The 26,058-nt window shown below is 47.7% G+C and carries 27 protein-coding genes; 10 read left to right on the top strand and 17 right to left on the bottom strand.

The window, feature by feature from the left end; genetic code table 11:
• Position 1 precedes the first annotated feature (1 nt).
• Complete coding sequence (locus ABVN44_RS19670; protein WP_023231691.1) at positions 2 to 964, top strand: divergent polysaccharide deacetylase family protein; 963 nt, start codon at positions 2 to 4, stop codon at positions 962 to 964.
• On the opposite strand, the gene ABVN44_RS19665 is transcribed toward ABVN44_RS19670, so the two are convergent.
• The 3 genes from ABVN44_RS19665 to kbl all read right to left on the bottom strand — a co-directional run bounded on the left by ABVN44_RS19665 (position 951) and on the right by kbl (position 4,510).
• Positions 951 to 1,985, bottom strand: a complete 1,035-nt coding sequence (locus ABVN44_RS19665; protein ID WP_023231690.1) for a glycosyltransferase — start codon at positions 1,983 to 1,985, stop codon at positions 951 to 953. The two genes, ABVN44_RS19670 and ABVN44_RS19665, sit on opposite strands and share 14 nt — an antisense overlap.
• Positions 1,986 to 2,278: 293 nt before the next feature.
• Positions 2,279 to 3,304, bottom strand: a complete 1,026-nt coding sequence (gene tdh, locus ABVN44_RS19660; RefSeq protein ID WP_000645990.1) for an L-threonine 3-dehydrogenase — start codon at positions 3,302 to 3,304, stop codon at positions 2,279 to 2,281.
• Between the two features lie 9 nt (positions 3,305 to 3,313).
• Positions 3,314 to 4,510, bottom strand: coding sequence for a glycine C-acetyltransferase (gene kbl / locus ABVN44_RS19655; RefSeq protein ID WP_001213790.1), 1,197 nt, complete (start codon positions 4,508 to 4,510; stop codon positions 3,314 to 3,316).
• Between the two features lie 202 nt (positions 4,511 to 4,712).
• Here kbl and rfaD point away from each other — a divergent pair, with 202 nt between their 5' ends.
• Genes rfaD through rfaL form a run of 4 tightly spaced genes read left to right on the top strand, consistent with a single transcriptional unit; the run spans position 4,713 to position 8,901 of the window.
• Positions 4,713 to 5,645, top strand: coding sequence for an ADP-glyceromanno-heptose 6-epimerase (gene rfaD, locus ABVN44_RS19650; RefSeq protein WP_000587771.1), 933 nt, complete (start codon positions 4,713 to 4,715; stop codon positions 5,643 to 5,645).
• A gap of 2 nt (positions 5,646 to 5,647) precedes the next feature.
• Entirely contained in the window at positions 5,648 to 6,694 is a 1,047-nt protein-coding gene (gene rfaF, locus ABVN44_RS19645) for an ADP-heptose--LPS heptosyltransferase RfaF (protein WP_000699196.1), read from the top strand.
• The gene (gene rfaC / locus ABVN44_RS19640; protein WP_001264617.1) at positions 6,694 to 7,647 is read left to right on the top strand and encodes a lipopolysaccharide heptosyltransferase RfaC; all 954 of its coding nucleotides are present in this window, start codon (positions 6,694 to 6,696) and stop codon (positions 7,645 to 7,647) included. Before rfaF ends, rfaC begins: the two co-directional genes overlap by 1 nt.
• 39 nt (positions 7,648 to 7,686) lie before the next feature.
• Complete coding sequence (rfaL, locus tag ABVN44_RS19635; protein ID WP_001728215.1) at positions 7,687 to 8,901, top strand: O-antigen ligase RfaL; 1,215 nt, start codon at positions 7,687 to 7,689, stop codon at positions 8,899 to 8,901.
• A 57-nt stretch (positions 8,902 to 8,958) separates the two neighbouring features.
• Here the strand turns inward: rfaL and ABVN44_RS19630 are convergent, their stop codons facing one another.
• The 9 genes from ABVN44_RS19630 to rfaQ form a co-directional block, all read right to left on the bottom strand.
• Positions 8,959 to 10,104 (bottom strand): lipopolysaccharide N-acetylglucosaminyltransferase, encoded by a 1,146-nt coding sequence (locus ABVN44_RS19630; protein WP_023231689.1) that lies wholly within the window; start codon positions 10,102 to 10,104, stop codon positions 8,959 to 8,961.
• 99 nt (positions 10,105 to 10,203) lie between these two features.
• Positions 10,204 to 11,013: a 3-deoxy-D-manno-oct-2-ulosonate III transferase WaaZ gene (gene waaZ, locus ABVN44_RS19625; RefSeq protein ID WP_000536017.1), complete on the bottom strand. Its 810-nt coding sequence runs from the start codon at positions 11,011 to 11,013 to the stop codon at positions 10,204 to 10,206.
• Between the two features lie 149 nt (positions 11,014 to 11,162).
• On the bottom strand, positions 11,163 to 11,861 hold the full coding sequence (gene rfaY / locus ABVN44_RS19620; protein WP_000582809.1) for a lipopolysaccharide core heptose(II) kinase RfaY: 699 nt from the start codon (positions 11,859 to 11,861) through the stop codon (positions 11,163 to 11,165).
• A 22-nt stretch (positions 11,862 to 11,883) separates the two neighbouring features.
• Positions 11,884 to 12,894 carry a lipopolysaccharide 1,2-glucosyltransferase RfaJ gene (gene rfaJ / locus ABVN44_RS19615; protein WP_023231687.1) on the bottom strand — a complete coding sequence of 337 codons (1,011 nt, stop codon included), beginning with the start codon at positions 12,892 to 12,894 and terminating at the stop codon, positions 11,884 to 11,886.
• A gap of 17 nt (positions 12,895 to 12,911) precedes the next feature.
• A complete protein-coding gene (gene waaO, locus ABVN44_RS19610) occupies positions 12,912 to 13,925 on the bottom strand; it encodes a lipopolysaccharide 3-alpha-galactosyltransferase (protein ID WP_020899385.1) in 1,014 nt (337 codons plus the stop codon).
• A 5-nt stretch (positions 13,926 to 13,930) separates the two neighbouring features.
• Positions 13,931 to 15,010, bottom strand: coding sequence for a lipopolysaccharide 1,6-galactosyltransferase (gene waaB / locus ABVN44_RS19605; protein WP_023231686.1), 1,080 nt, complete (start codon positions 15,008 to 15,010; stop codon positions 13,931 to 13,933).
• A 335-nt stretch (positions 15,011 to 15,345) separates the two neighbouring features.
• Entirely contained in the window at positions 15,346 to 16,143 is a 798-nt protein-coding gene (rfaP, locus tag ABVN44_RS19600) for a lipopolysaccharide core heptose(I) kinase RfaP (RefSeq protein ID WP_000229825.1), read from the bottom strand.
• Positions 16,136 to 17,260: a glycosyltransferase family 4 protein gene (locus ABVN44_RS19595; protein ID WP_001261581.1), complete on the bottom strand. Its 1,125-nt coding sequence runs from the start codon at positions 17,258 to 17,260 to the stop codon at positions 16,136 to 16,138. The genes rfaP and ABVN44_RS19595 overlap by 8 nt, the downstream gene beginning before the upstream one ends.
• The gene (rfaQ, locus tag ABVN44_RS19590) at positions 17,257 to 18,327 is read right to left on the bottom strand and encodes a lipopolysaccharide core heptosyltransferase RfaQ (RefSeq protein WP_001526672.1); all 1,071 of its coding nucleotides are present in this window, start codon (positions 18,325 to 18,327) and stop codon (positions 17,257 to 17,259) included. The genes ABVN44_RS19595 and rfaQ overlap by 4 nt, the downstream gene beginning before the upstream one ends.
• Before the next feature lie 408 nt (positions 18,328 to 18,735).
• Between rfaQ and waaA the strand changes: the two genes are divergently transcribed.
• Both waaA and coaD read left to right on the top strand, forming a co-directional pair.
• Complete coding sequence (gene waaA / locus ABVN44_RS19585) at positions 18,736 to 20,013, top strand: lipid IV(A) 3-deoxy-D-manno-octulosonic acid transferase (RefSeq protein WP_001661391.1); 1,278 nt, start codon at positions 18,736 to 18,738, stop codon at positions 20,011 to 20,013.
• Between the two features lie 8 nt (positions 20,014 to 20,021).
• Positions 20,022 to 20,501, top strand: a complete 480-nt coding sequence (gene coaD / locus ABVN44_RS19580) for a pantetheine-phosphate adenylyltransferase (protein ID WP_001171884.1) — start codon at positions 20,022 to 20,024, stop codon at positions 20,499 to 20,501.
• A gap of 23 nt (positions 20,502 to 20,524) precedes the next feature.
• Here the strand turns inward: coaD and mutM are convergent, their stop codons facing one another.
• The 4 genes from mutM to radC all read right to left on the bottom strand — a co-directional run bounded on the left by mutM (position 20,525) and on the right by radC (position 22,739).
• Positions 20,525 to 21,334 carry a bifunctional DNA-formamidopyrimidine glycosylase/DNA-(apurinic or apyrimidinic site) lyase gene (mutM, locus tag ABVN44_RS19575; protein WP_001114515.1) on the bottom strand — a complete coding sequence of 270 codons (810 nt, stop codon included), beginning with the start codon at positions 21,332 to 21,334 and terminating at the stop codon, positions 20,525 to 20,527.
• Between the two features lie 97 nt (positions 21,335 to 21,431).
• Positions 21,432 to 21,599: a 50S ribosomal protein L33 gene (rpmG, locus tag ABVN44_RS19570; protein WP_001051798.1), complete on the bottom strand. Its 168-nt coding sequence runs from the start codon at positions 21,597 to 21,599 to the stop codon at positions 21,432 to 21,434.
• A 20-nt stretch (positions 21,600 to 21,619) separates the two neighbouring features.
• Positions 21,620 to 21,856: a 50S ribosomal protein L28 gene (gene rpmB, locus ABVN44_RS19565; RefSeq protein WP_001519051.1), complete on the bottom strand. Its 237-nt coding sequence runs from the start codon at positions 21,854 to 21,856 to the stop codon at positions 21,620 to 21,622.
• 217 nt (positions 21,857 to 22,073) lie between these two features.
• Positions 22,074 to 22,739, bottom strand: a complete 666-nt coding sequence (gene radC / locus ABVN44_RS19560; protein ID WP_000380129.1) for a DNA repair protein RadC — start codon at positions 22,737 to 22,739, stop codon at positions 22,074 to 22,076.
• A gap of 175 nt (positions 22,740 to 22,914) precedes the next feature.
• Here radC and coaBC point away from each other — a divergent pair, with 175 nt between their 5' ends.
• The 3 genes from coaBC to slmA all read left to right on the top strand — a co-directional run bounded on the left by coaBC (position 22,915) and on the right by slmA (position 25,275).
• The gene (gene coaBC, locus ABVN44_RS19555; protein ID WP_000050176.1) at positions 22,915 to 24,135 is read left to right on the top strand and encodes a bifunctional phosphopantothenoylcysteine decarboxylase/phosphopantothenate--cysteine ligase CoaBC; all 1,221 of its coding nucleotides are present in this window, start codon (positions 22,915 to 22,917) and stop codon (positions 24,133 to 24,135) included.
• A complete protein-coding gene (gene dut / locus ABVN44_RS19550) occupies positions 24,113 to 24,571 on the top strand; it encodes a dUTP diphosphatase (protein ID WP_000976078.1) in 459 nt (152 codons plus the stop codon). Before coaBC ends, dut begins: the two co-directional genes overlap by 23 nt.
• Before the next feature lie 107 nt (positions 24,572 to 24,678).
• Entirely contained in the window at positions 24,679 to 25,275 is a 597-nt protein-coding gene (slmA, locus tag ABVN44_RS19545; protein WP_000818607.1) for a nucleoid occlusion factor SlmA, read from the top strand.
• Positions 25,276 to 25,352: 77 nt separating this feature from the next.
• Here the strand turns inward: slmA and pyrE are convergent, their stop codons facing one another.
• Positions 25,353 to 25,994 (bottom strand): orotate phosphoribosyltransferase, encoded by a 642-nt coding sequence (gene pyrE, locus ABVN44_RS19540; RefSeq protein ID WP_000806167.1) that lies wholly within the window; start codon positions 25,992 to 25,994, stop codon positions 25,353 to 25,355.
• Positions 25,995 to 26,058 lie beyond the last annotated feature (64 nt).

Below are 26,058 nucleotides of genomic sequence, written 5' to 3'. Positions count from 1 at the left end.
TTTGCCTCAGTTTCGTCGCTCCATTCTCACGCTGGCCACTTTGCTGGCGTTTGCACATCCCGTTTTCGCTGGCAAGCTCGCCATCGTGATTGATGATTTTGGCTATCGCCCGCATACGGAAAACCAGGTTCTGGCGCTGCCGCCAAACATTTCCGTCGCCGTACTGCCCAACGCGCCGCACGCGCGCGAAATGGCAACTAAAGCCCACAATAGCGGGCATGAGGTGTTAATCCATCTGCCGATGGCGCCGCTAAGCAAACAGCCGCTGGAGAAGGATACGCTGCGACCAGATATGAGCAGCGATGAGATCGAGCGCATTATCCGCGAGGCGGTAAACAACGTGCCGTATGCCGTCGGGCTTAATAACCACATGGGCAGTGCAATGACTTCCAGCCTGTTCGGTATGCAAAAAGTTATGCAGGCGCTGGAACATTACAATCTCTATTTTCTCGACAGCATGACGATTGGCAATAGCCAGGCGATGCGCGCGGCATCCGGTACGGGTGTGAAAGTGATCAAGCGCAAAGTGTTCCTCGACGATACGCAAAACGAGGCGGATATCCGCCGTCAGTTTAATCGCGCTATCGAACTGGCCCGTCGCAACGGTTCCGCTATCGCGATTGGTCATCCGCATCCCGCAACGGTTCGCGTGCTGCAACAGATGGTTTATCGCCTGCCGGCGGATATCACCCTGGTACGTCCAGGCAGCCTGCTCAACGAACCGCAGGTAGATACGTCCCGACCGGGTGTGACGCCGCAGAAAATTGACGCGCCGCGCAATCCCTTTCGCGGCGTGAAGATGTGCAAGCCGAAAAAACCGCTGCAACCGGTCTACGCTACGCGCTTTTTCAGCGTCATCGGTGAGAGCATTACGCAAAGTTCCGTGGTTGTCTGGTTTCAGCACCAGTGGCAAGGCTGGGGGAAAATCGCCGCGCCTAAAAACATGAGCGCTAAGACAGATTGAGCGCCTTACGGGCCATACGACGGTGCGACAAAGTTTTGTCGCGCCATTGCCACAGCCGGAAGGACCAGAGCAGCGTCTGATAAGCCGCTTTCGCGCTGCAGACGTTAGCCATCATCCGTCTATACATGCCAGAAGTAAAAATTTCGGCAATCATACGCTGGCGGGTCAAAATATCAGGCTCTTTACGTACCGCATGACAAACGCGTAACGCTTCCCAGGTAATTTGCTGGCGAAATTCAGGGTAAATCGGAATACGACGGGCATAATCACGATTGAGCTTTTCTAATAAGCGCGTAATTTTAATATAATGCCGCTGATAATTAAGATTTTTATTGCCTTGTCTTTGCAAACGGCTTACCGAATTATCATGCAGGAAATATTTATATAATGATTGTTCGGTATAACGTACGCGCGTGGCATTAAACATAACTTCCGTCGACCATAATATGTCCTGATGATGTAGTCCGGGAACGAAAGTAATATTGTTATCGATAATCAGCGCACGTCGATAAACGCCCATCCAGACAACATGCGTCCAGCGTCGCGAGGCCAACGCCATACGCAACCAATCCGGTCCGCTTAATACCCCGGTGGAACGCAGACGATCGGTCGGAATAGATTGCCAGGCGTGCCCGGTTTTTCGGACGCACCAGTCCGCATTACACTGCGCAACGTCCAGATCATCGTTAAGCGCCATAGTCATCAGCGTTTCATACATCTTCGGGTAGACCTGGTCATCCGCATCGACAAAGGCGACATAATCGCCGGTCGCCGCTTGCAGGCCAAGATTACGGGCGACAGATGCGCCAGCATTGGCCTGATGAAGCAGTCGAACATGTGGGTAATGTTCCGCGTAATGTTTTGCTATCTCAACGGAATGATCTGTCGATCCATCATTCACAATAATAATTTCCAGCGCCGACCACGTTTGCGCGATTAACGACGCCATGCAAGCATTAAAATCCGCTCCCGCATTATATAACGGGACAATGATACTCACTTTGGTTTTACTATTTTTCATAACGATTACCAGAAAAACCTTAATTTACCCTGCCTTTATACTGTGGCTCTATTAAGAAACTATTAAGCCGCCATAATTAATTTTTACAGTAAAAAGCAAGCACAAAACTCAGAGTAGAGCGTGACGTTAGCGAGTAAAATAAGAGTAAAGCGCAATTACGAATGCTTGATGTCTATGACAATTCTTTACGGCTTTCCAGATTTTCCCTAACAAAAAAGGTTGGCGAATGACACCAACCTTTTACGATGAAACGAATATCAGACCCGATAAATATCATCGGGTCTCTATACATATTAATCCCAGCTCAGAATAACTTTTCCTGACTGGCCTGAACGCATGGCGTCAAAACCTTTCTGGAAATCATCAATAGAGAAACGATGGGTGATAATCGGTGACAGATCCAGACCGGACTGGATCAGCGCCGCCATTTTGTACCACGTTTCGAACATCTCACGACCATAAATACCTTTAATGAACAAGCCCTTAAAGATAACTTTTGTCCAGTCGATAGACATATCTGATGGCGGAATCCCCAGCATCGCAATACGACCGCCGTGATTCATGGTGTCCAGCATGGTACGAAACGCCGGCGGCGCGCCGGACATCTCCAGACCCACATCGAACCCTTCGGTCATTCCCAGCTCCGCCATGACGTCGTTCAGGCTCTCTTTCGCGACGTTGACCGCGCGGGTGACGCCCATTTTACGCGCCAGCTCCAGACGGTATTCATTGACGTCAGTAATCACCACATGACGCGCGCCGACATGTTTCGCCACTGCGGCGGCCATTACACCGATTGGCCCCGCCCCCGATACCAGTACATCTTCGCCGACCAGATCGAAAGACAGCGCCGTATGCACCGCATTACCAAACGGGTCGAAAATAGAGGCTAAATCATCAGAAATGTTATCCGGGATTTTAAACGCATTGAACGCCGGGATGACCAGGTATTCCGCGAAGCAGCCGGGACGATTGACACCCACGCCGGTGGTGTTGCGACACAGGTGAGTACGACCGCCACGGCAGTTGCGGCAATGACCGCAGGTGATATGACCTTCGCCGGAGACGCGATCGCCGATTTTAAAGCCTTTCACTTCCTGACCGATGCCGACCACTTCGCCGACATATTCATGCCCCACGACCATCGGAACCGGGATGGTTTTTTGCGACCAGTCATCCCAGTTATAGATGTGAACGTCAGTACCGCAGATGGCTGTTTTACGGATTTTAATCAGCAAATCGTTATGGCCGACTTCCGGTTCCGGAACGTCGGTCATCCAGATGCCCTCTTCCGCTTTCAGTTTGGATAACGCTTTCATCTTACATCCTCAGGCAATCACGCCCAGTTGTTTACCAATACGCGTGAACGCGTCTACCGCACGCGTAATTTGCTCAGGCGTATGCGCCGCAGACATCTGGGTACGAATACGCGCCTGACCTTTTGGTACGACCGGATAGAAGAAACCGGTAACGTAAATGCCCTCTTTTTGCAGTTCGCGGGCAAATTTCTGCGCGACAACCGCATCTCCCAGCATTACCGGGATGATGGCGTGATCCGCGCCTGCCAGCGTAAATCCCGCGGCAGACATCTGCTCACGGAACTGCCGGGCGTTCGCCCACAAGCGATCGCGCAGTTCTGCGCCCGCCTCCACCATCTCTAACACTTTAATAGAAGCCGCCACGATCGCCGGCGCCAGGGAGTTGGAAAACAGATATGGGCGGGAACGCTGACGCAACCACTCAACGACCTCTTTGCGCGCCGCGGTATAGCCGCCGGATGCGCCGCCTAACGCTTTGCCCAGCGTACCGGTAATAATATCTACGCGGCCCATTACGTCGCAGTATTCATGGGAACCGCGACCGTTTTCGCCGACAAAGCCTACCGCGTGAGAATCATCAACCATCACCAGCGCATCGTATTTATCGGCCAGATCACAGACGCCTTTCAGATTGGCGATGACGCCATCCATTGAGAACACGCCGTCGGTGGCGATCAGGACATGACGCGCGCCGGCCTCACGCGCCTCTTTCAGCCGCGCTTCCAGCTCTGCCATGTCGTTGTTGGCATAGCGATAGCGCTTCGCTTTACACAAACGCACGCCGTCAATGATAGACGCGTGGTTCAGCGCGTCGGAGATAATGGCGTCTTCCGCGCCCAGCAACGTCTCAAACAAGCCGCCGTTAGCATCGAAACAGGAGGAATACAGAATCGCATCTTCCATGCCGAGGAAGCTTGCCAGCTTTTGCTCCAGCGCTTTGTGGCTGTCCTGGGTGCCGCAGATAAAACGCACGGACGCCATACCGAAACCGTGGCTGTCCATGCCCGCTTTTGCGGCATTAATCAGCTCAGGGTGATTCGCCAGCCCGAGATAGTTATTGGCGCAAAAGTTAATAACGTGGCTTCCATCCGCCACGGTGATATCCGCCTGCTGCGCAGACGTAATAATGCGCTCTTCTTTAAACAATCCTTCCGCCCGGGCGGTTTCCAGATCGTTGGTTAACTGTTTGTAAAAATCCCCACGCATTGCGATTCTCCAGACTGGGCAAATTTCAGCACATATTACCCAAAGCGATACGTTGATACGAGATGACGCGTCATCACTTCTTTAAAATGCAGCATAAATCACGCGTATCCTCACGGGTTATCAGTGAATGGATGAATAGTGTTATGATAAGAGCATTCATGTCTGAGACAGTCTCTGACACCATAATTCAAAGGTTACAGTTATGATCATCGTTACCGGCGGCGCGGGCTTTATCGGCAGCAATATCGTTAAGGCCCTGAATGATAAAGGTATCACCGATATTCTGGTGGTGGATAACCTGAAAGACGGCACCAAGTTTGTAAACCTGGTGGATCTGAACATTGCTGACTATATGGATAAGGAAGATTTCCTGATCCAGATTATGTCCGGAGAAGAGCTCGGCGATATCGAAGCTATTTTCCATGAAGGCGCCTGCTCTTCCACCACCGAGTGGGACGGCAAGTATATGATGGATAATAACTATCAATACTCCAAAGAGCTGCTGCACTATTGTCTTGAGCGCGAAATCCCGTTCCTCTATGCCTCTTCTGCCGCCACCTATGGCGGTCGCACGTCTGATTTCATCGAATCGCGCGAATACGAAAAACCGCTTAACGTTTACGGCTATTCTAAATTCCTGTTTGATGAATATGTGCGCCAGATCCTGCCAGAAGCGAACTCGCAGATTGTCGGTTTCCGCTATTTCAACGTCTATGGACCACGTGAAGGCCATAAAGGCAGCATGGCAAGCGTGGCATTTCATCTGAATACACAGTTAAACAACGGCGAAAGCCCGAAACTGTTTGAAGGCAGCGAAAACTTCAAGCGCGACTTCGTTTACGTGGGCGATGTGGCCGCCGTTAACCTGTGGTTCCTGGAAAGCGGCAAGTCCGGCATCTTTAACCTGGGCACAGGCCGTGCGGAATCTTTCCAGGCCGTCGCCGACGCGACGCTGGCATACCATAAAAAAGGCAGCATTGAATACATTCCGTTCCCGGATAAGTTGAAAGGTCGCTATCAGGCGTTTACGCAGGCGGATTTAACCAATCTACGCAACGCGGGCTACGACAAACCCTTTAAGACCGTCGCCGAAGGCGTCACGGAGTATATGGCCTGGCTGAACCGCGACGCGTAAGTATGAAAATTTTGGTCATTGGCCCGTCCTGGGTGGGCGACATGATGATGTCGCAAAGTCTCTATCGCACGCTTAAAGCGCGCTATCCCCAGGCGATAATCGACGTGATGGCGCCAGCCTGGTGTCGTCCGTTGTTATCGCGTATGCCGGAAGTTAACGAGGCGATACCCATGCCGCTGGGCCACGGCGCGCTGGAAATCGGCGAGCGCCGCAGATTGGGCCATAGCCTGCGAGAGAAGCGCTACGATCGCGCCTGGGTGTTGCCAAATTCGTTTAAATCGGCGCTGATTCCTTTCTTTGCCAATATCCCGCACCGTACCGGCTGGCGCGGCGAAATGCGCTATGGCCTGCTGAACGATGCGCGCGTCCTTGATAAAGACGCCTGGCCGCTGATGGTGGAGCGCTACGTGGCGCTGGCCTATGACAAGGGCGTGATGCGCACGGCGAAAGATCTGCCGCAGCCGCTGCTCTGGCCGCAGCTCCAGGTTAGCGAGGGTGAAAAGTCGCTGATGTGCAGCGACTTTTCACTATCTTCTGAACGTCCTCTGATCGGCTTTTGCCCCGGCGCGGAATTTGGCCCGGCAAAACGTTGGCCGCACTATCACTACGCCGAACTGGCAAAGCAGCTCATTAACGAAGGGTACCAGGTCGTACTGTTTGGCTCGGCAAAAGACCATGAAGCCGGAAATGAGATCCTGGCGGCGCTGAATAGCGAGCAGCAGGCATGGTGTCGCAACCTGGCGGGGGAAACCCAGCTGGAACAGGCCGTCATTCTGATAGCCGCCTGTAAAGCCATCGTCACTAACGATTCCGGACTGATGCACGTCGCGGCGGCGCTCGACCGCCCGCTGGTCGCGTTGTATGGCCCAAGTAGCCCGGATTTCACGCCACCGCTGTCTCATAAGGCCCGGGTGATTCGTCTCATTACGGGTTACCACAAAGTGCGTAAAGGCGATACGGCGCAAGGCTATCACCAGAGCCTGATCGATATCACGCCGCAGCGGGTTCTGGAAGAGCTTCATTCGCTGTTGTCGGAAGAGGGCGTTTAATGCGGGTTTTGATCGTTAAAACATCATCGATGGGCGACGTATTACATACCCTGCCTGCGCTTACCGACGCGCAACAGGCGATTCCGGGGATTCAATTTGATTGGGTTGTCGAAGAAGGGTTTGCACAAATTCCGTCCTGGCACAGTGCTGTCGATCGCGTGATTCCCGTCGCTATTCGCCGTTGGCGCAAGGCCTGGTTTTCCGCGCCCATTAAAGCGGAACGCACAGCCTTTCATCGGGCGGTATGCGCATACCAATACGACGCTGTGATTGATGCGCAGGGGCTGGTGAAAAGCGCGGCGCTGGTGACGCGTCTGGCGCATGGGATAAAGCACGGTATGGACTGGAGTACCGCCCGCGAACCGCTGGCCAGCCTGTTCTATAACCGTAAACACCATATCGCAAAGCAACAACATGCGGTTGAACGGACGCGCGAGCTGTTCGCCAAAAGCCTGGGATACGATAAACCGCAGTCGCAGGGCGATTATGCCATCGCAAAACATTTTCTGCATTGCCAGCAGGCGGTTAGCGATCCGTATGCGGTGTTTTTACATGCCACGACCCGCGATGATAAACACTGGCCGGAAGCAAACTGGCGCGAGCTTATCGGTATGGTGGGCAACACCGGATTACGGATAAAACTTCCCTGGGGCGCGCCTCATGAGGAGGCCCGGGCTAAACGACTGGCCGAAGGCTTTGACTATGTGGATGTGTTACCGCGCATGAGCCTGGAGGAGGTCGCCAGAGTGCTGGCTGGCGCAAAATTTGTCGTATCGGTTGATACCGGCCTGAGCCATCTCACCGCCGCGCTCGACAGACCGAATATTACGCTATATGGCCCAACGGACCCTGGGTTAATTGGAGGTTATGGGAAGAACCAAATGGCATGCTGCTCACCAGAACAGAACCTGGCGAATTTAGATGCCACAAGCGTATTTGGAAAGATTCATTAAAGAGACTCTGTCTCATCCCAAACCTATTGTGGAGAAAAGATGCTAACCACATCATTAACGTTAAATAAAGAGAAATGGAAACCGATCTGGAATAAAGCGCTGGTTTTTCTTTTTGTTGCTACGTATTTTCTGGATGGTATTACGCGTTATAAACATTTGATAATCATACTTATGATTATCACCGCGATTTATCAGGTCTCACGCTCACCGAAAAGTTTCCCCCCTCTTTTCAAAAATAGCGTATTTTATAGCGTAGCAGTATTATCATTAATCCTTGTTTATTCCATACTCATATCGCCAGATATGAAAGGAAGTTTCAAGGAATTTGAAAATACGGTACTGGAGGGTTTCTTATTATATACTTTATTAATTCCCGTACTATTAAAAGATGAAACAAAAGAAACGGTTGCGAAAATAGTACTTTTCTCCTTTTTAACAAGTTTAGGGCTTCGCTGCCTTGCAGAGAGTATTCTGTATATCGAGGACTATAATAAAGGGATTATGCCATTCATAAGCTATGCGCATCGACATATGTCCGATTCCATGGTTTTCTTATTTCCAGCATTATTGAATATTTGGCTGTTTAGAAAAAATGCAATTAAGTTGGTTTTTTTGGTGCTTAGCGCTATCTATCTTTTCTTTATCCTGGGAACCCTATCGCGAGGGGCATGGTTGGCGGTGCTTATAGTAGGTGTTCTGTGGGCAATACTGAACCGCCAATGGAAGTTAATAGGAGTTGGTGCCATTTTATTAGCCATTATCGGCGCTTTGGTTATCACTCAACATAATAACAAACCAGACCCAGAACATTTACTGTATAAATTACAGCAGACAGATAGCTCATATCGTTATACTAACGGAACCCAGGGCACCGCGTGGATACTGATTCAGGAAAACCCGATCAAGGGCTACGGCTATGGTAATGATGTGTATGATGGTGTTTATAATAAACGCGTTGTCGATTATCCAACGTGGACCTTTAAAGAATCTATCGGTCCGCATAATACCATTCTGTACATCTGGTTTAGTGCAGGCATATTGGGTCTGGCGAGCCTGGCCTATTTATATGGCGCTATCATCAGGGAAACAGCCAGCTCTACCTTCAGGAAAGTAGAGATAAGCCCCTACAATGCTCATCTCTTGCTATTTTTATCTTTCGTCGGTTTTTATATCGTTCGTGGCAATTTTGAACAGGTCGATATTGCTCAAATTGGTATCATTACTGGTTTTCTGTTGGCGCTAAGAAATAGATAAAAAAAACGCGCTGATACTTATTACGGTATCAGCGCGTTTTCCATCGTCCGGACTCAATCACTTATCAAACCAGCTTTTCATTTGTTCCTCGAAACGCTGAGCTACATTTTCCCAACTGTATTTTGAAAACACCAGGGATTTTGCTTTTTCGGCAATCTGGTGGCGTTCCTTATCAGCAAGCGCACGGTTAATATCATTAATTATACTGTCGCTCGACATAGGTTCTGCGAGGTGATAGCCCGTTATGCCATCTAACACAAATTCGCTAATCCCCCCTTTTTTGCTGGCAAGAACCGCTTTTCCTGCTGCCATCGCTTCTACAGCCACCATGCAAAATGCTTCTTCAACCTGAGATGGCACAATAACCAGATCGGCTATATGATAGAAGTTATGCATCTGGTCAGGAGATTGCCCCCCAGCCATAATACAATCAGTTCCAATCTCTTTTGCGGCGTCCAGTACTTTCTTTTGATACTCTGCTTTTTCACCCTTGCGGCTTGCATAAGGATCGCCAACAACGACAAGTTTAATATTACTTCTTAAGGTACGTAATTTTTTGAACGCCTGCAAAAGCAACAGGATGCCTTTATCAGGCGAAATTCTCCCGGCATATAAGAGAACGGTGGCATCTTCCGCAATATTTAATTGCTGACGAAGATTATCTTGTGGGTTTCTTTTATAAGTCTCAGCACAAAAACCATTAGGCACAATACTAACAGCAGCGGCGGGCAATCTTTCTTCATAAAACGCTTTAAGAAACTGACTGGGCACGATAATTTTTGCATCGTTATCAGGAAGTTCTGGTTCAAATGCGTTATGCATGTGCATAACCAGTTTTGCATTCGGATTGCGCTCTCTGATCTGCCGATACAGTTTCATACTATTATGAATAACAATGACGCTATCTTCCTGGGTAGTCACTTTATCTCTAATATTAAGGATGCGCTGGGAATAGGGTAATGGGTCGAGACGAGTCCATTTCTGAAAAAGACGCTTATAAACTTTACTAAACCCAATGTAATGAATATCACAGTTATCGTTTATTTTATTATATTCAGGATAGCCAGCATTCTTTATACAAGCAATAGCACTCGGTATTGATAGTCGTTTTGCAACCTGGTAAATCCAGGTTTCTACCGCAGCCGCACCACGAGGAGGAATTGAAAATATAGGAGTAACAGTAAATATGATTTTTTTAATCATAATAGCTATAATCCAGAATAGTTAACTTTATAGAAAAAGAAATATTATAGAAAAAGAAATGCGTGCCGAAGCAACGCAAAATAATGATTTATCTAGTGTCTAGACAATTTTATCGTAATATATTTCATCCTCAAGTTCCGAGGCTGTAATATATGGAATAATATCGTAATGAATTGCAGTATCATCTGATAAATTAAAGATATTTAAATCACTCACATTTTTTCTCATAAAAGTAAAAAATGGCAGTATTTTAAACAGATCTTTACTAAGCTCAGATGGCATAGGGCTGGTAGATTCGTCATAGAAACGTGGGCAACTTCCTGTTAAGTCAAGCCCAGAACATATAATACGGCCATACTTGAGGGAATAGGCAACCTGAATAGCGGTATAAGCAATAGTATGGCAAGAGCAATACCCGATGCTGATATCCTTGCAAAATCCAGCCAGTCGCCCTCTTTTCGAAAGAGGAACTGAAATAAGTAATGCTTTATGAACCCGCTTGAGGATATTAAATTTAATTTTCTTTAAAAAGCCCCCTTTTTCTCGGCGATAAAAGGAGCGAATAATTAAACAGTTTTCTTCAATATATTTTTGATCATCCACTGAAGCCTGTTCGTACACATCAAGATTGACGATAGTAAACTGACTGTTACGGCTAAAGTTATAAAAATCTTCGCGCCGACGATGGAGGAAGCGAACATCCGTCAGAAGGTACAAAAATGGCTTGACGTTATTGTTTAGCAAATATTGAACAGAACCATTGACTGCAATGACATCTTTCATTCGTAACAAGGACAGCGGCGTCTTTCTGGACGTAGGACCAGAAAGAAAAATAATACAATCTTCAGCCGTTCTTTTCGCAATAAGTTGCAGAACATCGGCGTGAGTTATGAAGTTAACGCTGCCCATAAAAAACTCGTATGTTTATCTTGCAACCTATAAATAAATGTTATATTCAATAACTAATATTACATCTCAAATTCTCTCAAGTATGTCATAACGCTGCAGCAAATAAAAGTCAGTCAGCCCCTTAAATTAAACCAAACGTGCTACATTGATCAGCGCTTTTCCTTACCCTTAATACGACGCAAGAAATTTCGAAGTTTTTTCTTATAAATCAATAAGTAAAATCCGATATCTCTCACATTATTTTTGATACCATAATGTCTTTCTAAATCAATACGATCCTTTGCTTTTCGTTGTCTGGAAGGTCTTTTTCCGGACAAATCGATAATTCTGATCTCATTGCCTTGCAGGATAAAGTTACCTTTATGGGGATCGCCCGAAACCATACCATGCTGATGCAGAGAATATATCGACTGTTTGATTTTCCCTCTCACCTCGTCAGAAATTTCTGGCATATCAACAAGTTCAATACCTTCAATATACTCAATTATCATCACGTATGTTTTTACATAGCGTAATGTTTTAATTTCCGCCAGCAGGTAAAAATCATTAAGCGCCGCAAACCCTTCACGCCGCACACGATCTGTCTGATGAAAAAGCTTTTCGTAGTAATCTCCTTTTACTAACGATTTGAAAAAGCGTTCTGTATTTTTTACTTTTGGACTAAATACTTTGAGAATATATTTTCCGTAGTCTGTATTAATCAATACAACTTTTGTATCTTCTATATTACGGAAGACTTTAATAACCTGATGATTATAAGATAGAAAATCTTTGAATATCTCAATGTATTTTTCACCGTCTTTTTTGACAAAGACGGTATAGTTTTTAATCTTTTTTTCAATAATCATAATGGAGATTTAGGGAGGGGAATTATTTGTGGAAAAGTTTACGATAAAGATATGCGCTTCCAGCCAGCAGGCCTTTAAAATAATGCCCCTGCACAAGAAGATGTTTATATCGCTTCTTAAATTCAACTATGGTACGCGCATCTTTTGCAGGAGAATCTTTCCAGGGCGAGTTCAGTCGTGCATTTTTATAATAGATAACTGAAGGATAATTTGCCCAGGCATGCCATGGTTTTGTAGCGCCCGTATAATGAATTAAAATAGTATTATCATTAATTATACTTCTATATTTTTTATGTGACTTATCTTTCAACTCACTTTTAATAGTATAAATGGTATTATACGGTCGCGGTAGAAAAATGACTTTATCCTGTAGGAGAATATTCAAAACATCCTGATCGGGATATTTAAAAGAGTCAGCCTCTTTACCTGCCAAAAGTAAAAATGCCTTTTTGGTTAAGGCATTCTCTTTCCATAATTTCAGGTTAACAAAAACCACGCCGGAGTTAAAATAACCACCTTGTAAATTAAAAGCGCTTAATCTCTCATTTACCTTATTCTGGATGGAATCAACATCTTTTACGACCGCAGCAATCTTCTCTGTCAAATCAAGCTGTAGAAGATCTTGCAAAGATCCTTTGCATACAACATCGGCATCCAAATAAAGTAAGGTGTTTACCTTCTTGCTGAGATAATCGAAAGCAAATAAACGAAAATACATTGCTCTCGACCATACTTTAGTTTGAGGCAATACCTCAAGGCTTTCTACTTTAATAAGATAAAGAGAAATTTTTATATGATGCTGTACGGCTAAACGCTCTATGTATTTTACAAAACACGGGGAGTATGAATCACAAATAATGTGAAAAGCGAGCGGGATATTATTGTTTAATACAACTGAAGCGATTGATACCCCCACACCATCAAGATAGTTTTCATCAACGCCATAAGAAATGTTTAATACGTTATCATCATTATTATTACTTTCATCAAAAACTTTATATTCAGCTATTTCTATCTCAGGAAATGAATCCATTACATCACCTATGGGTTTTATTCAAGAAGTTTACGTTTAAAGTAGGCTATATAATAATTTACACCCGAAGTATAATGCTTCTGATTAAACATATGCTTTGCCGCATAACGTAACTGATGGCTAGTCACTGGATTTAAAAGTGCACAATGAGACCATGGTGAGTTGCTCTTAGCCTGTAAAAAATATTGTGACACAGGGTAAGCCCCCCAACTATGCCAGGGCTTCGTTGGTCCGATATAATGAACAAATACAGTCTCAGCATCGACTGGATTAATAACTGAATCTTTTAATTCATAGTTAAGACTAAATTGTGTATTAAATTTTTTATCAACAAAACGCGCTTTATTCACTAACAATATATTTAATACATCCTGATCAAGGTGCGTTATGCGCTGTACTACCTCCGGATCTTTTAGCATTTCAATCGCTTTCTTAGAGATATTTTCTGCGGTCCAAAGAGGTATGTTAATTAAAATAAAACCGGCATTAAAATAGCCAGAAACCAGCCCAGGCGTTGCCAGGCTAACCGAGCGCTTAGTCCACCATTCCAACTCGCCTTCAGCAACGACAGCAGCAATCTCATTTTCAGCGAAATTAAGATCAATAAGTTCCTGAATACTCCCCTTACATGCAATATCTGCATCCAGATAAAGTACTCTATCTGTTTTATCTGAAAAATAATCGGCGATAATGAATCTAAAGTATGTTGCATAGGTCCAGTTTTTGGTACTGGGTAGCGATTTTAAGCGCTCACAGTCGATTAGGTAAACAACAATCTGCGTAGCGTACTGTTTTGCTAATGCCTCAAATCGCTGCTGGTCTTCAGAGTCAAAGAAATCGGTAAAAACATGGAAAGCTAACGTCTTATCTGGGTTAGCGAGGAGAACCGATGCAATAGAGACACCACAGCCAAAAAGAAAGTTTTTATCAATCCCATAAGCTATATTAAATTTATCAGCATCACTATGTTGTGCATAGTTATAATCTAAAGTCTGTTGAATGACTTCTTCTTCAAAATATTTTCTGCTCATAGTGATCACTTTTGTAATTTCGAGAATATCGCATTATTAAAATTTTTAAAATATAGCACATCGTAAAATCTCTCAATCGTGCCGGGAATAATATCATGCTGATATTTTACTTCACCAGAAATAACACGATTAAGGTGTCCTACAAAATCATCTATAGCCCCCGGGATGTAAAGCTCACCATTCAAACCGGGTTTAATCATATCGCGCGGACCAGACATACAATCAGAACTAATACACGGAATTCCATATGACATTGCTTCCAGCAGGGTCATAGGAAATCCCTCAAACGCAGAGGTAAGTAGTAACGCGGTGACATTTTTTATTTTTTGCTGTACGACTTGCCACGGCGCTCTTTGCCAACCATACCAGATCACACGCTGCTCAATACCAAGCTCCCGACTATAGGCCTGGCACTTTTCAAAATCTGAGCCATCACCAATAATATGTAGCTGCCATTCCCCTGTCGTACGAGCTAAGCCATCAAATAAATCTTTAACTCTTTTCTGCCCTTCAAATTTAAGACGCCCTACATAGAGAAATACAGCAGGTTTATCGCGCTCAGGCGGCGGCACAATGATTGTTTTAATAGAGACAGGATTATAAACGACGCTAATATCTTGCGCTGAGATACCCCGTGCCATCATCTGTTCTTTAATACCACTACTGATGGCCAGATGATAATCCGCGTACGTTATACATTCTGCATGTTTTTTATGGTCGAGCGAAAAATGCGGCCACGAGAAAATAATAAACTGTTTACCACTTTTCTTTCGTGCTTTATTGGCATAAAGACATGAGATGACATCAATACATATCACAATATCCGGTGACGTTTCTTTCAGCCACTGACTAAAATTATAAACATGCTTAGCTCGACGAAGAAAACTTAATTTTATATTTGAGAATGATTGCGCATATTTAATCTCTTTTAGCCATGCTTTATCCATTTTGTCATTACGACAAAAGAAAAACATTCCACAGTTGATTTTCGGAGAGCTATTTTCAAACGTATGGATAACGTTGCTAATAACGGTTTCCATCCCTCCAAAACCGGATACCGCTTCGCCAATAAAAGCTATTTTCATATATACCCCAGAGTTAAAACCTTAATCTAAAGACTTTAGATATTAAATAGCAAAAATAGTAATATAACCCTATAGAGTAATTTTTACCTGACATCTCTCTATTTGCTTTAAGGCGTAGTCAATATCTTTATTATTTTCGATAATGGAATATATTGCCACACCTGCTGGCATTATAAATGCCATGATCAAAGCAAAGAGCAATGTCCAGTCTTCTTCCAAAAAAATCATCATGTTGAATTATGTTTTTTTGGTTTGAAATATAACTTTTAATGTCAGACATTCTGTCTATCCTTGTCTCACTCATAAATTACTCACTGAGTGCATAATTATTATAATTACAGATTTTTTCTTATTGTCCTTTCTTTAATTCGAGCGGCTTTAACATCCGCCTGATGAATCAACCCCGATTCTTTTTGCAAAATCTCTCGTAGGGGGAGAGAGAAATACTCACGCATAAACCGGAATATATCTCGCTGAGTCAGGCCAATATTCATTGAAGAAAAATAAAGCCCAATTAAATCTTTGTCACGCCAGCGAAGGGGAACGTGCTGACGTATCTGCGCGCGATGCAGGTCGATTACGGAGATTTTTAAATCCTCTTCGCGACCAGTGAAAGGTAAATGCAGAAGAAAGTGGCAAATATAACAGTCGCGATGGTTAATTCCCCCGGCGTGCATTTTACGTACCATAGTCGCAACACGCTTAATGATCATCCACTTCACCTGCGCGTCCGGTGGATTAACAGCCCAGTCAGCACAGTAGTCTTCAAGGCTAATGGTGGGCGTTAAATCTTCGGTGATAATAAATGATGTTCTGGTTAGCGGGTTTACGCCTTTTTCACCAAAACCAACGCCGTGCATCGTATCAACGCCCAGCTCATGTAGACGATGAATGGCGTGCCATTCTCTGTCAGCGCCCAGAACAGGCATACGTAACGAAATCAGGTTCTTCACAATTTCTTTCAGCGAAGTGCCTTTATGCCACTTCAGGAAGTAACTTTTGCCGTCCAGCTCAAACCGCAATGTTCGACGCGTCTCCAGCTCTCTGAACACTTCGCCCTGTAACGTTTTCACTTCCTCAAAAGCATCTTTACCGCGCCATAGTGTGGTTAACGGCGCTTTCAGCTCAACCATCTAAATCACCTGTAATAATATCTGCGGCCTTCTCCGGTAAGCTGTATAAATCCTGGGTATCAGCATAATACCGCGCATTTTCAGCCCAGGCGTTGCGTAAGGAAGGCTGTGTCAGCGCTTTGAGTAAAACCTCATTTAGCGCATCCTGGCGAAAAGGTTCAGTCATCGCTTCGCCACAGTTTGCATCCACAATATAATGTGCATAACCGCACACCGCAGTTGTCAGCACCGGCAAACCAGCAGTAATGGCTTCCAGCAAAACAATACCTGCAGCTTCCTGATAGGCTGGATGCAGTAAAAGGTCGGCTGCCGCCATTAACTCCGCGATATCATTACGTCCGGAGAAAAAATGCACATTCGTGCCGACGCCGCTTCTTTCAGCCAGTGCTGCAAACTTCTTCGGCTTATCCTGCCCGACAACATAGAGCACCGTATTTTGCCGTAAAGATTCGGGTAGCGATGCCAGCGCTTCAATAGAGCGATCCACACCTTTACGGGTGAAGTCAGACCCTACTTGCAACAGTAATTTTTGCTGTTCTGAGATACCATTTTTCTGACGATAAATTTGACGACTGTTCGGGATCTGTTGGCTATATTTTCTGTCCGGGTAAATCCCCGGAGGAAGAATATGGAAACGCTCCGCTTCAGTCTGATAATGTTTTTGGAAGTCAGCAATCTGCTTATTCGTCAGCATTAATAGTTGCGTCTGCTTGCCGTGTTCAAACGTGGCGCGTTCAAAAGCAGCATAATGCCGATAGCGTGATGTCAGGCGATAGAAAAAACCTTTTTCCTGTGCGACTTTTTCGGCGTAACACACGTCTGCGGCGTAATACACATCAAGGCCTGGCATCTTATTGAACCCAACCACCCGATCGACAGGATGGTCGCGCAAATGGTGTTGCACCCAGGCATAATATTCTGCGTTACGACCGTGGTTCGTCCGGGATTTAACCGGCACGCGGATTAATTCAAAATTATCCGGGCATTCCCCTTCCCATGACTGAGTATAAACACGAACCTGATGACCTCGCGCCGCCACGGTTTGGGCAATGCGCATAAAATCACGCTGCAGACCGCCAAAAGGAAAATACTTATATAAGCAAAAGGCAACTCTCATAGCAGGCTGTCCAAATCTATGGTGCGTGCCTCATGCGGCAGCATTTTTTCCGTCGCGGCGATAACATCTTCAGCCGGAATCACGGAAAGGTATTTTTTATTACGATCAAGCTCATGCCGTTCAGGCATCGGCTGATAATTTCCTGCCCAAAACTGAATGATGTCGTCGGTCCAGGGACGCCAGAACACATGATCCGTCGCGCCGAAAAGGCAAATGACCGGCGTTTTGACTGCTGCGGCAATATGACCAGGGGCCGAATCAACGCCGATAAAGAGATCCGCATGGTCAATCAACGCGCCCAATTCAGGAAAGCGAGTTTTACCCGCCAGACCAGTAACCGGTTTTGTCTCACAGCCGCGTGCAATAGCATCCACGCAGGCCATCTCGTCTGCGGCCGGGCCTGACGTCAGTACAACTTGATAACCGCGGCGCTGCACGGCATCAATAACCTGAGAGAATTTATCATTATCCCAGCACTTAAATAGCTGCCGTGCCGTAGGCTGAATAACAACATATTGTCGGGTCACACCAAGTTGTTTGAGCTGTTGTCGCATGTTTTCCCAATGTTCCGGGCGATAGCTCATGGTGGTTTCCGTGACATACTGTTTTAACGCTAACGGCTTTAGCGCGGATAATGTGCGCTCAACAGCATGTTCTCCCGCATAAGGTACTAAATGCGTAAAGCTCTTTTTCCATAAAGCAGACTGACGATTACCGAAATCCTGCGAGATTTTTATTTTTGCGTTTAAAAAACGCACAATAAGCGCCACGCTCCACTGATCGGTGAGGTTGACGACCAGATCATACGAGTTAGCACGCAATTTTTTGATTAGCGATAGCGCGTTTTTGATCTTCTCTTTTGTTCCTGCGCCTTTGTTACTGATGCCGTAGAGTGCATTAATCTCCGGATTTTCCGACAATATCGGTATGGTGTTCTGGTAAAGAAGCACATCGATTTTTGCATCGGGATAATTCTGCTTCAGCGTACTGATGACAGGGGTGGTAAGTAACATGTCTCCATGAAAACGCATTTTTATAATCAGAATTCTTCGAAATGGCTTTTCCACAAGCGACTCTTTGGTTGAAATTGTCCGGATAAATAAGCAGAAAAAAGCACGCTACCGCCCCAGGCTTCACAGCAACCCGATGGCTAATACCGCACTCATTTTAGATGCGCTAGTGTAACACTTCTTTCGCAGCAATCCGATACGAATAATTTTTATACACAATCATTTTTTTAATCATAAATTCAAAGAGATATTAATTTATCCCTCTCTTGTGAATGGTCATTCCCATTGTCTGGGGCGACAAGGGCGGCAAATTTCAATGGATTGCGTAAAAATGCAAAAATAATGGGGTTCAGCGCCTGGAATCCTCGCTTCTGAGCCAATTTGGCGCAAAAATGGGAAAAGTAATGGTAAAGCCCAGGCTAAATACATAGAATCCCCAGCACATCCATAAGTCAGCTATTTACTATGCTCGAATTGCTTTACACCGCTCTTCTCTACCTTATTCAGCCTCTGATCTGGATACGGCTTTGGGTGCGAGGACGTAAAGCGCCGGCCTATCGTAAGCGCTGGGGTGAACGCTACGGATTCTACCGCCGTCCGTTGAAACCGGGCGGAATCATGCTGCATTCCGTCTCGGTGGGCGAAACTCTGGCGGCCATCCCATTGGTCCGCGCTCTACGTCATCGCTATCCCGATCTGCCTATTACCGTAACGACCATGACGCCGACCGGCTCGGAGCGCGTCCAGTCCGCCTTTGGCAACGATGTTCAGCACGTTTACTTGCCTTATGATTTGCCCGATGCGCTCAATCGTTTCCTCAATGAGATTGATCCTAAGCTGGTATTGATCATGGAGACTGAGCTCTGGCCAAATCTGATTGCTGCGCTACACAAACGTCATATTCCGCTGGTTATCGCTAATGCGCGGCTTTCCGCCCGCTCCGCCGCGGGTTATGCGAAGCTTGGCAAGTTTGTCCGTACGCTCCTGCGCCGTATCACCCTGATTGCCGCGCAAAACGAAGAAGATGGCGAACGCTTTGTGGCATTGGGCGCGAAGAACAATCAGGTCACGGTCACCGGCAGTCTGAAATTTGATATTTCAGTTACGCCGCAGCTGGCGGCTAAAGCCGTTACGCTACGCCGCCAGTGGGCGCCGCACCGTCCGGTCTGGATTGCCACCAGCACCCACGATGGCGAAGAGAGTATCGTTATCGCCGCTCACCAGGCGTTATTACATCAATTCCCGAATTTATTACTGATTCTGGTGCCCCGCCATCCGGAGCGTTTCCCGGATGCTATCAATCTTGTGCGTCAGGCAGGGTTAAGCTACATCACTCGCTCTTCGGGCGAAGTGCCGTCCGCCAGCACCCAGGTCGTGGTAGGCGATACCATGGGCGAATTAATGTTGCTCTATGGCATTGCCGATCTCGCCTTTGTTGGTGGTTCGCTGGTTGAACGCGGCGGTCACAACCCGCTGGAGGCCGCCGCTCATGCGATTCCGGTACTGATGGGTCCGCATACCTTTAACTTTAAAGATATTTGCGCCCGTCTGGAGCAGGCGAGCGGACTTATCACGATTACCGATGCGGCTACGCTGGCAAAAGAAGTTTCCTCTTTACTGACCGACGCTGATTATCGTAATTTCTACGGACGTCACGCAGTTGAAGTGCTGTATCAAAATCAGGGCGCGCTTCAGCGTCTGCTGCAACTGCTGGAACCTTATCTGCCACCGAAAACGCATTGAGGACTGTCATGCAAAAACGGGCGATTTATCCAGGCACGTTTGATCCGATTACTAACGGTCATCTCGATATTGTGACGCGCGCAACGCAGATGTTCGACCATGTCATTCTGGCTATCGCCGCCAGCCCCGGCAAGAAACCCATGTTCACCCTGGACGAACGTGTGGCGCTGGCGCAAAAAGCGACCGCACACCTGGGTAACGTAGAGGTGGTAGGCTTTAGCGACCTGATGGCCAATTTCGCCCGCGACAGACAGGCGAATATCCTGATTCGTGGTCTGCGCGCGGTGGCGGATTTTGAATATGAAATGCAGTTGGCGCATATGAATCGCCATCTGATGCCGCAACTGGAAAGCGTTTTCCTGATGCCGTCCAAAGAGTGGTCGTTTATTTCATCGTCGCTGGTCAAAGAAGTGGCGCGCCATCAGGGCGATGTGACCCACTTTCTGCCGGACAATGTGCATCAGGCGCTAATGGATAAGTTGAAATAAGTTTCCTTGCCTGGCCTGGCGTTTTACTTCTGACAGTGACGGCAATAGAACGTCGCACGCTGTGCGTGTTTCGTTGCGACTATCGGCGTACCGCATACCCGACACGGCTCGCCTTTGCGCCCGTACACCTGCAACTCCTGCGCAAAATAGCCCGGTTTCCCATCGCTTTGCAGAAAATCCTTCAGCGTTGTCCCGCCTTGTTCAATAGAGCGCAGCAAAACGGCTTTAATCACCCGTGCCAGCAGGTCGCACTCCTCTGTCGAGAGTGACGACGCCAGGCGGTCAGGGTGAATACCAGCGGCAAACAGCGACTCGCTGGCGTAGATATTCCCCACGCCGACCACCAGCTTGTTATCCATCAGCCAGGGTTTAATCGCCGTCTTCTTCTTCGCGCATTTCTGCTGCAAATATTCGCCATTAAACTCATCGCTTAGCGGCTCCGGTCCCAGATGCGCCAGTACGTTATGCCCTTCCAGCTCTTTGGTCCATAACCAGGCGCCAAAGCGGCGAGGATCGGTATAACGTAGAATTTTGCCATTGCTCATCACCAAATCGACATGGTCGTGCTTTTCCGCCGGCAGCGCTTCCGACAATATCCGCAAGCTTCCCGACATCCCCAGGTGAATAATTATCCAGCCGTCAGGCAGCTCCAGCAGTAAATATTTAGCACGACGCTGAACGCTAAGGACGGGTGTATCGCTCAGACGATAAATTTCATCTGAAACCGGCCAGCGCAGACGGCCGTTACGGATATGGGCGTGCAGGATAGTAGCGCCAACTAAATGGGGTTCAATACCCCGGCGGCTGGTTTCAACTTCGGGTAATTCAGGCATAACGTCTCCGGCTGTGTGGCAGGTCTCATTAATATGGGGACGGCCAGAAAACAAAAAACCCCGCCGAAGCGAGGTTTTTGTTACATCAAAGCGAGAATTATTTGATTTTCGCTTCTTTGTAGATCACGTGCTGACGGACAACTGGATCGAATTTTTTCAGTTCCAGTTTTTCCGGTTTAGTACGTTTGTTCTTCGTAGTGGTATAGAAGTGACCAGTACCAGCAGAAGAAACCAGCTTGATTTTCTCACGAATACCTTTAGCCATGATTTATTTCCTCTTAGTACTTAGTACTTTTCGCCACGGGCACGCAGTTCAGACAGAACTGTTTCGATGCCTTTTTTATCGATGATACGCATACCTTTAGCAGATACACGCAGGGTGACAAAACGCTTCTCGCTCTCAACCCAGAAACGGTGAGAGTGCAGGTTAGGCAGGAAACGGCGTTTAGTCGCGTTCAGTGCGTGGGAACGGTTGTTACCGGTCACCGGACGCTTGCCAGTAACTTGGCAGACTCGGGACATGTCTATTCTCCAAAAATCAAATTAGCTCGAGCTTCGTATGGGGTATCGGCGCCTCGTCAGGCTTTACAGCCTGGTCATCGCGCAGTTCTATTGAACTCTCGATTGCCAGGCCCAAATGCCAAACCCGAGATTCTCAAAGGTGGCGTAGTATACGCTGACCCGGCGATATGCTCAAGTCCCGAACAGACAAAGATCCCGATGGATCGCGCAAAGAATCTTAAATCCAGCCGCGTTCGGCAAAAGAAACGTACTCTCCGCGCCCAATTATCAGGTGATCGAGCACCCGGATATCCATAAACTGGCAACACTTTATCACGCGCTCAGTGATAAGTTTATCTGCTTTACTTGGCTCTGCGCAGCCTGAAGGGTGGTTATGCGCCAGAATGACCGCTGAAGCATTGAGTTTAATCGCTTCCCGAACAATCTCACGCGGATGCACCTCTACGTGGTTAAGCGTGCCGGAAAACAGGCGGCTGTGCTGAAGCACCCGGTGCTGGGCATCGAGGAAGATCACCAGAAAGATCTCACGCTCTTCGCCCGTCAGTTGGCTTTGCAGAAATTCCCGCGTCATTTCCGGACTCAGCAACGCACTTTCCTCATTCATGCGCACGCTGTAATAGCGCCTTGCCAGCTCAGCAATGCCTTTCAACTGCGCGAATTTCGCCAGGCCGATGCCGTTTACGCCGCGAAACTGCGCAAAGTCCGCCGACAACAGGCCATACAGCGACCCAAAGTGCTGCAATATCTCTTTTGCCAACGTCATAACATCTTTTCCCGGCGTGCCGGTACGTAAAAAAAGCGCCAGCAGTTCCACGTCGCTGAGGGAAGCAATGCCGGATCTGAGCATTTTTTCACGCGGTAATAACTCGTCCAACGTATCCATACGCGCACCTCCTTTTTTAAGGAAGCGGCATAGTGGCACAGCCTTTGGGAGAGATCGACGCCCCGATTTTGTTCTTGCGTAGCGCCTCGCAAAGTGGAGCGCAGGCAAAGACACGACGCCGTAGAGATTGTGATAAAATAGCCGCCTTTCAAAGTCACCCAACAGGAAAGACATGATGAGCCTGGCCGGTAAAAAAATTGTTCTCGGCGTTAGCGGCGGTATCGCTGCGTATAAAACGCCGGAGCTGGTGCGCCGTTTACGTGAGCGCGGCGCTGACGTGCGCGTGGCAATGACCGAGGCGGCAAAAGCCTTTATTACCCCCCTGAGCTTACAGGCAGTGTCGGGCTATCCCGTATCCGACAGTCTGCTTGACCCTGCCGCCGAAGCCGCGATGGGGCATATCGAGTTGGGGAAATGGGCCGACCTGGTGATTCTTGCTCCCGCGACCGCCGACCTGATCGCCCGTGTAGCATCGGGTATGGCTAATGATTTAGTCTCCACCATTTGCCTGGCGACGCCAGCCCCGGTGGCCGTTCTTCCGGCCATGAACCAACAGATGTACCGCGCTGCCGCCACGCAACATAATCTGGAGGTGCTCGCCTCTCGCGGCCTGTTCATTTGGGGGCCGGATAGCGGCAGTCAGGCGTGCGGCGACGTAGGCCCAGGCCGAATGCTGGACCCATTAGTTATCGTTGATAAGGCCGCCGCGCATTTCGCTGCCGTCAACGATCTGCGACATCTTAATATCATGATTACGGCAGGCCCGACGCGCGAACCGCTCGACCCGGTGCGTTATATTTCCAACCACAGCTCAGGTAAAATGGGCTTCGCTATTGCGGCGGCCGCAGCGCGTCGCGGCGCAAATGTCACGCTGGTCTCCGGTCCCGTTTCGTTACCAACGCCGCCTTTTGTAAAACGGGTTGATGTCATAACCGCGCTGGACATGGAAGCCGCTGTTCAGGCCGCCGTTCAACAGCAGCACATTTTCATTAGCTGCGCCGCTGTGGCTGACTATCGCGCAGAGACTATCGCCAGTGAAAAAATCAAAAAACAGGCGGCGCAAGGTGATGAATTACTAATAAAAATGGTCAAAAACCCGGACATTGTCGCCGGGGTGGCCGCACTCAGTGACAATCGCCCCTATGTTGTTGGGTTTGCCGCGGAAACGAATAATGTGGAAGAATACGCCCGGCAAAAACGTATCCGTAAAAACCTTGACCTGATTTGTGCAAATGATGTTTCTCTTTCAAATCAGGGATTTAATAGCGATAAAAACGCTTTACACCTTTTCTGGCAGGATGGAGATAAAGTCTTACCGCTTGAGCGAAAAGAACTCCTGGGCCAATTATTACTCGACGAGATCGTGACCCGTTATGATGAAAAAAATCGACGTTAAGATTCTGGACCCGCGTGTTGGTCAGCAGTTTCCGCTGCCGACTTATGCTACTTCTGGTTCTGCCGGGCTTGACCTGCGCGCCTGTCTCGACGACGCCGTAGAACTGGCGCCTGGCGCAACGACGTTGGTGCCTACCGGATTGGCCATTCATATCGCCGATCCATCACTGGCGGCAGTCATGTTGCCGCGTTCTGGCCTGGGCCATAAACATGGTATCGTGCTGGGCAACCTGGTCGGGCTGATTGATTCCGATTATCAGGGGCAACTGATGGTTTCGATCTGGAACCGTGGTCAGGACAGTTTTACCATTGAACCGGGCGAACGTATCGCGCAAATGGTGTTTGTTCCGGTCGTTCAGGCCGAATTTAATCTGGTGGAAGCATTTGACGCCACCGAACGTGGCGAGGGCGGCTTCGGTCATTCTGGCCGTAAGTAAATTTTACGCATCCCCATAACGTCATAATACTGCCGCAAGCGCTGAGTTTGCGGTTATAGCGTGGGTGCTCGCCTGGCAAGTGCTTATTTTCAGGGGTATTTTGTAACATGGCAGAAAAACAAACTGCGAAAAGGAATCGTCGCGAAGAAATACTTCAGTCACTGGCGCTGATGCTTGAATCCAGCGATGGAAGCCAACGCATCACGACGGCAAAACTGGCGGCCTCGGTCGGCGTTTCCGAAGCGGCGCTATACCGCCATTTTCCCAGCAAGACCCGCATGTTCGATAGCCTGATTGAGTTTATCGAAGATAGTCTGATTACCCGTATCAATCTGATTTTAAAAGATGAAAAAAACACCAGCACGCGTTTGCGCCTGATTGTGTTGCTGATTCTGGGTTTTGGCGAACGCAACCCTGGCCTGACGCGCATTCTTACCGGGCACGCGCTGATGTTTGAACAGGATCGCCTGCAGGGGCGCATTAATCAGCTTTTTGAACGCATCGAAGCGCAGCTCCGTCAGGTGCTACGAGAAAAAAGAATGCGTGAAGGCGAAGGCTACACGACGGATGAAAATCTGCTGGCAAGCCAGCTGTTAGCCTTCTGTGAAGGTATGCTTTCACGGTTCGTGCGTAGCGAATTTAAATACCGCCCAACGGACGATTTCGACGCCCGCTGGCCGCTCATTGCCGCTCAGCTACAGTAACGCTGACTGGATAGTGGCTCACGCCTTATCCAGGCGACAGAAACATAGGCCCGGTAAAGCGCCACCGGGCAATTCGCTTACACGCCAAATTCTTCCCGGTATGCTCGCACAGCCGCCAGATGCTCAGCCATATCAGGTTTTTCTTCCAGATAGGCAATCAGGTCTTTCAGCGTAATGATGGAGATAACCTTACAGCCATAGTCGCGCTCCACTTCCTGAATCGCGGAAATCTCGCCGCGGCCACGTTCCTGACGATCCAACGAAATCAGTACGCCAGCCAGTGTAGCCCCGTGCGCCTGAATAATCTCCATCGACTCGCGAATCGCCGTACCTGCGGTAATCACGTCATCCACCAGCATCACGCGGCCCTGTAGCGCGCTGCCCACCAGGCTCCCGCCTTCACCATGATCTTTTGCCTCTTTGCGGTTAAAGCAGTACGGCAGGTCTTTATCGTGATGTTCCGCCAGCGCAACCGCCGTCGTCGTCGCGATCGGAATACCTTTGTACGCGGGGCCAAACAGCAGATCAAATTCAATACCGGAATCCACCAGCGCTTCGGCATAAAAACGGCCTAACAACGCCAGGTCGCGCCCGGTATTAAACAGCCCGGCGTTGAAGAAATAGGGGCTTTTGCGCCCGGATTTCAGCGTAAACTCGCCAAACTTTAGTACCTGCTTGTTAAGCGCAAACTCAATAAACTGGCGCTGATACGGTTTCATGGATTCGCTCCTTTTCTTACTTTCATCATTTACGAAATTTACGGACAAAAAAAAGGCGACTTTT

It is taken from the genome of Salmonella sp. SJTUF15570, assembly GCF_043357055.1.
Taxonomy (GTDB): Bacteria; Pseudomonadota; Gammaproteobacteria; order Enterobacterales; family Enterobacteriaceae; genus Salmonella; species Salmonella enterica.
The sequence above is the reverse complement of the archived record's forward strand: the minus strand, read 5'-3'. Positions and strand labels throughout refer to the sequence as shown.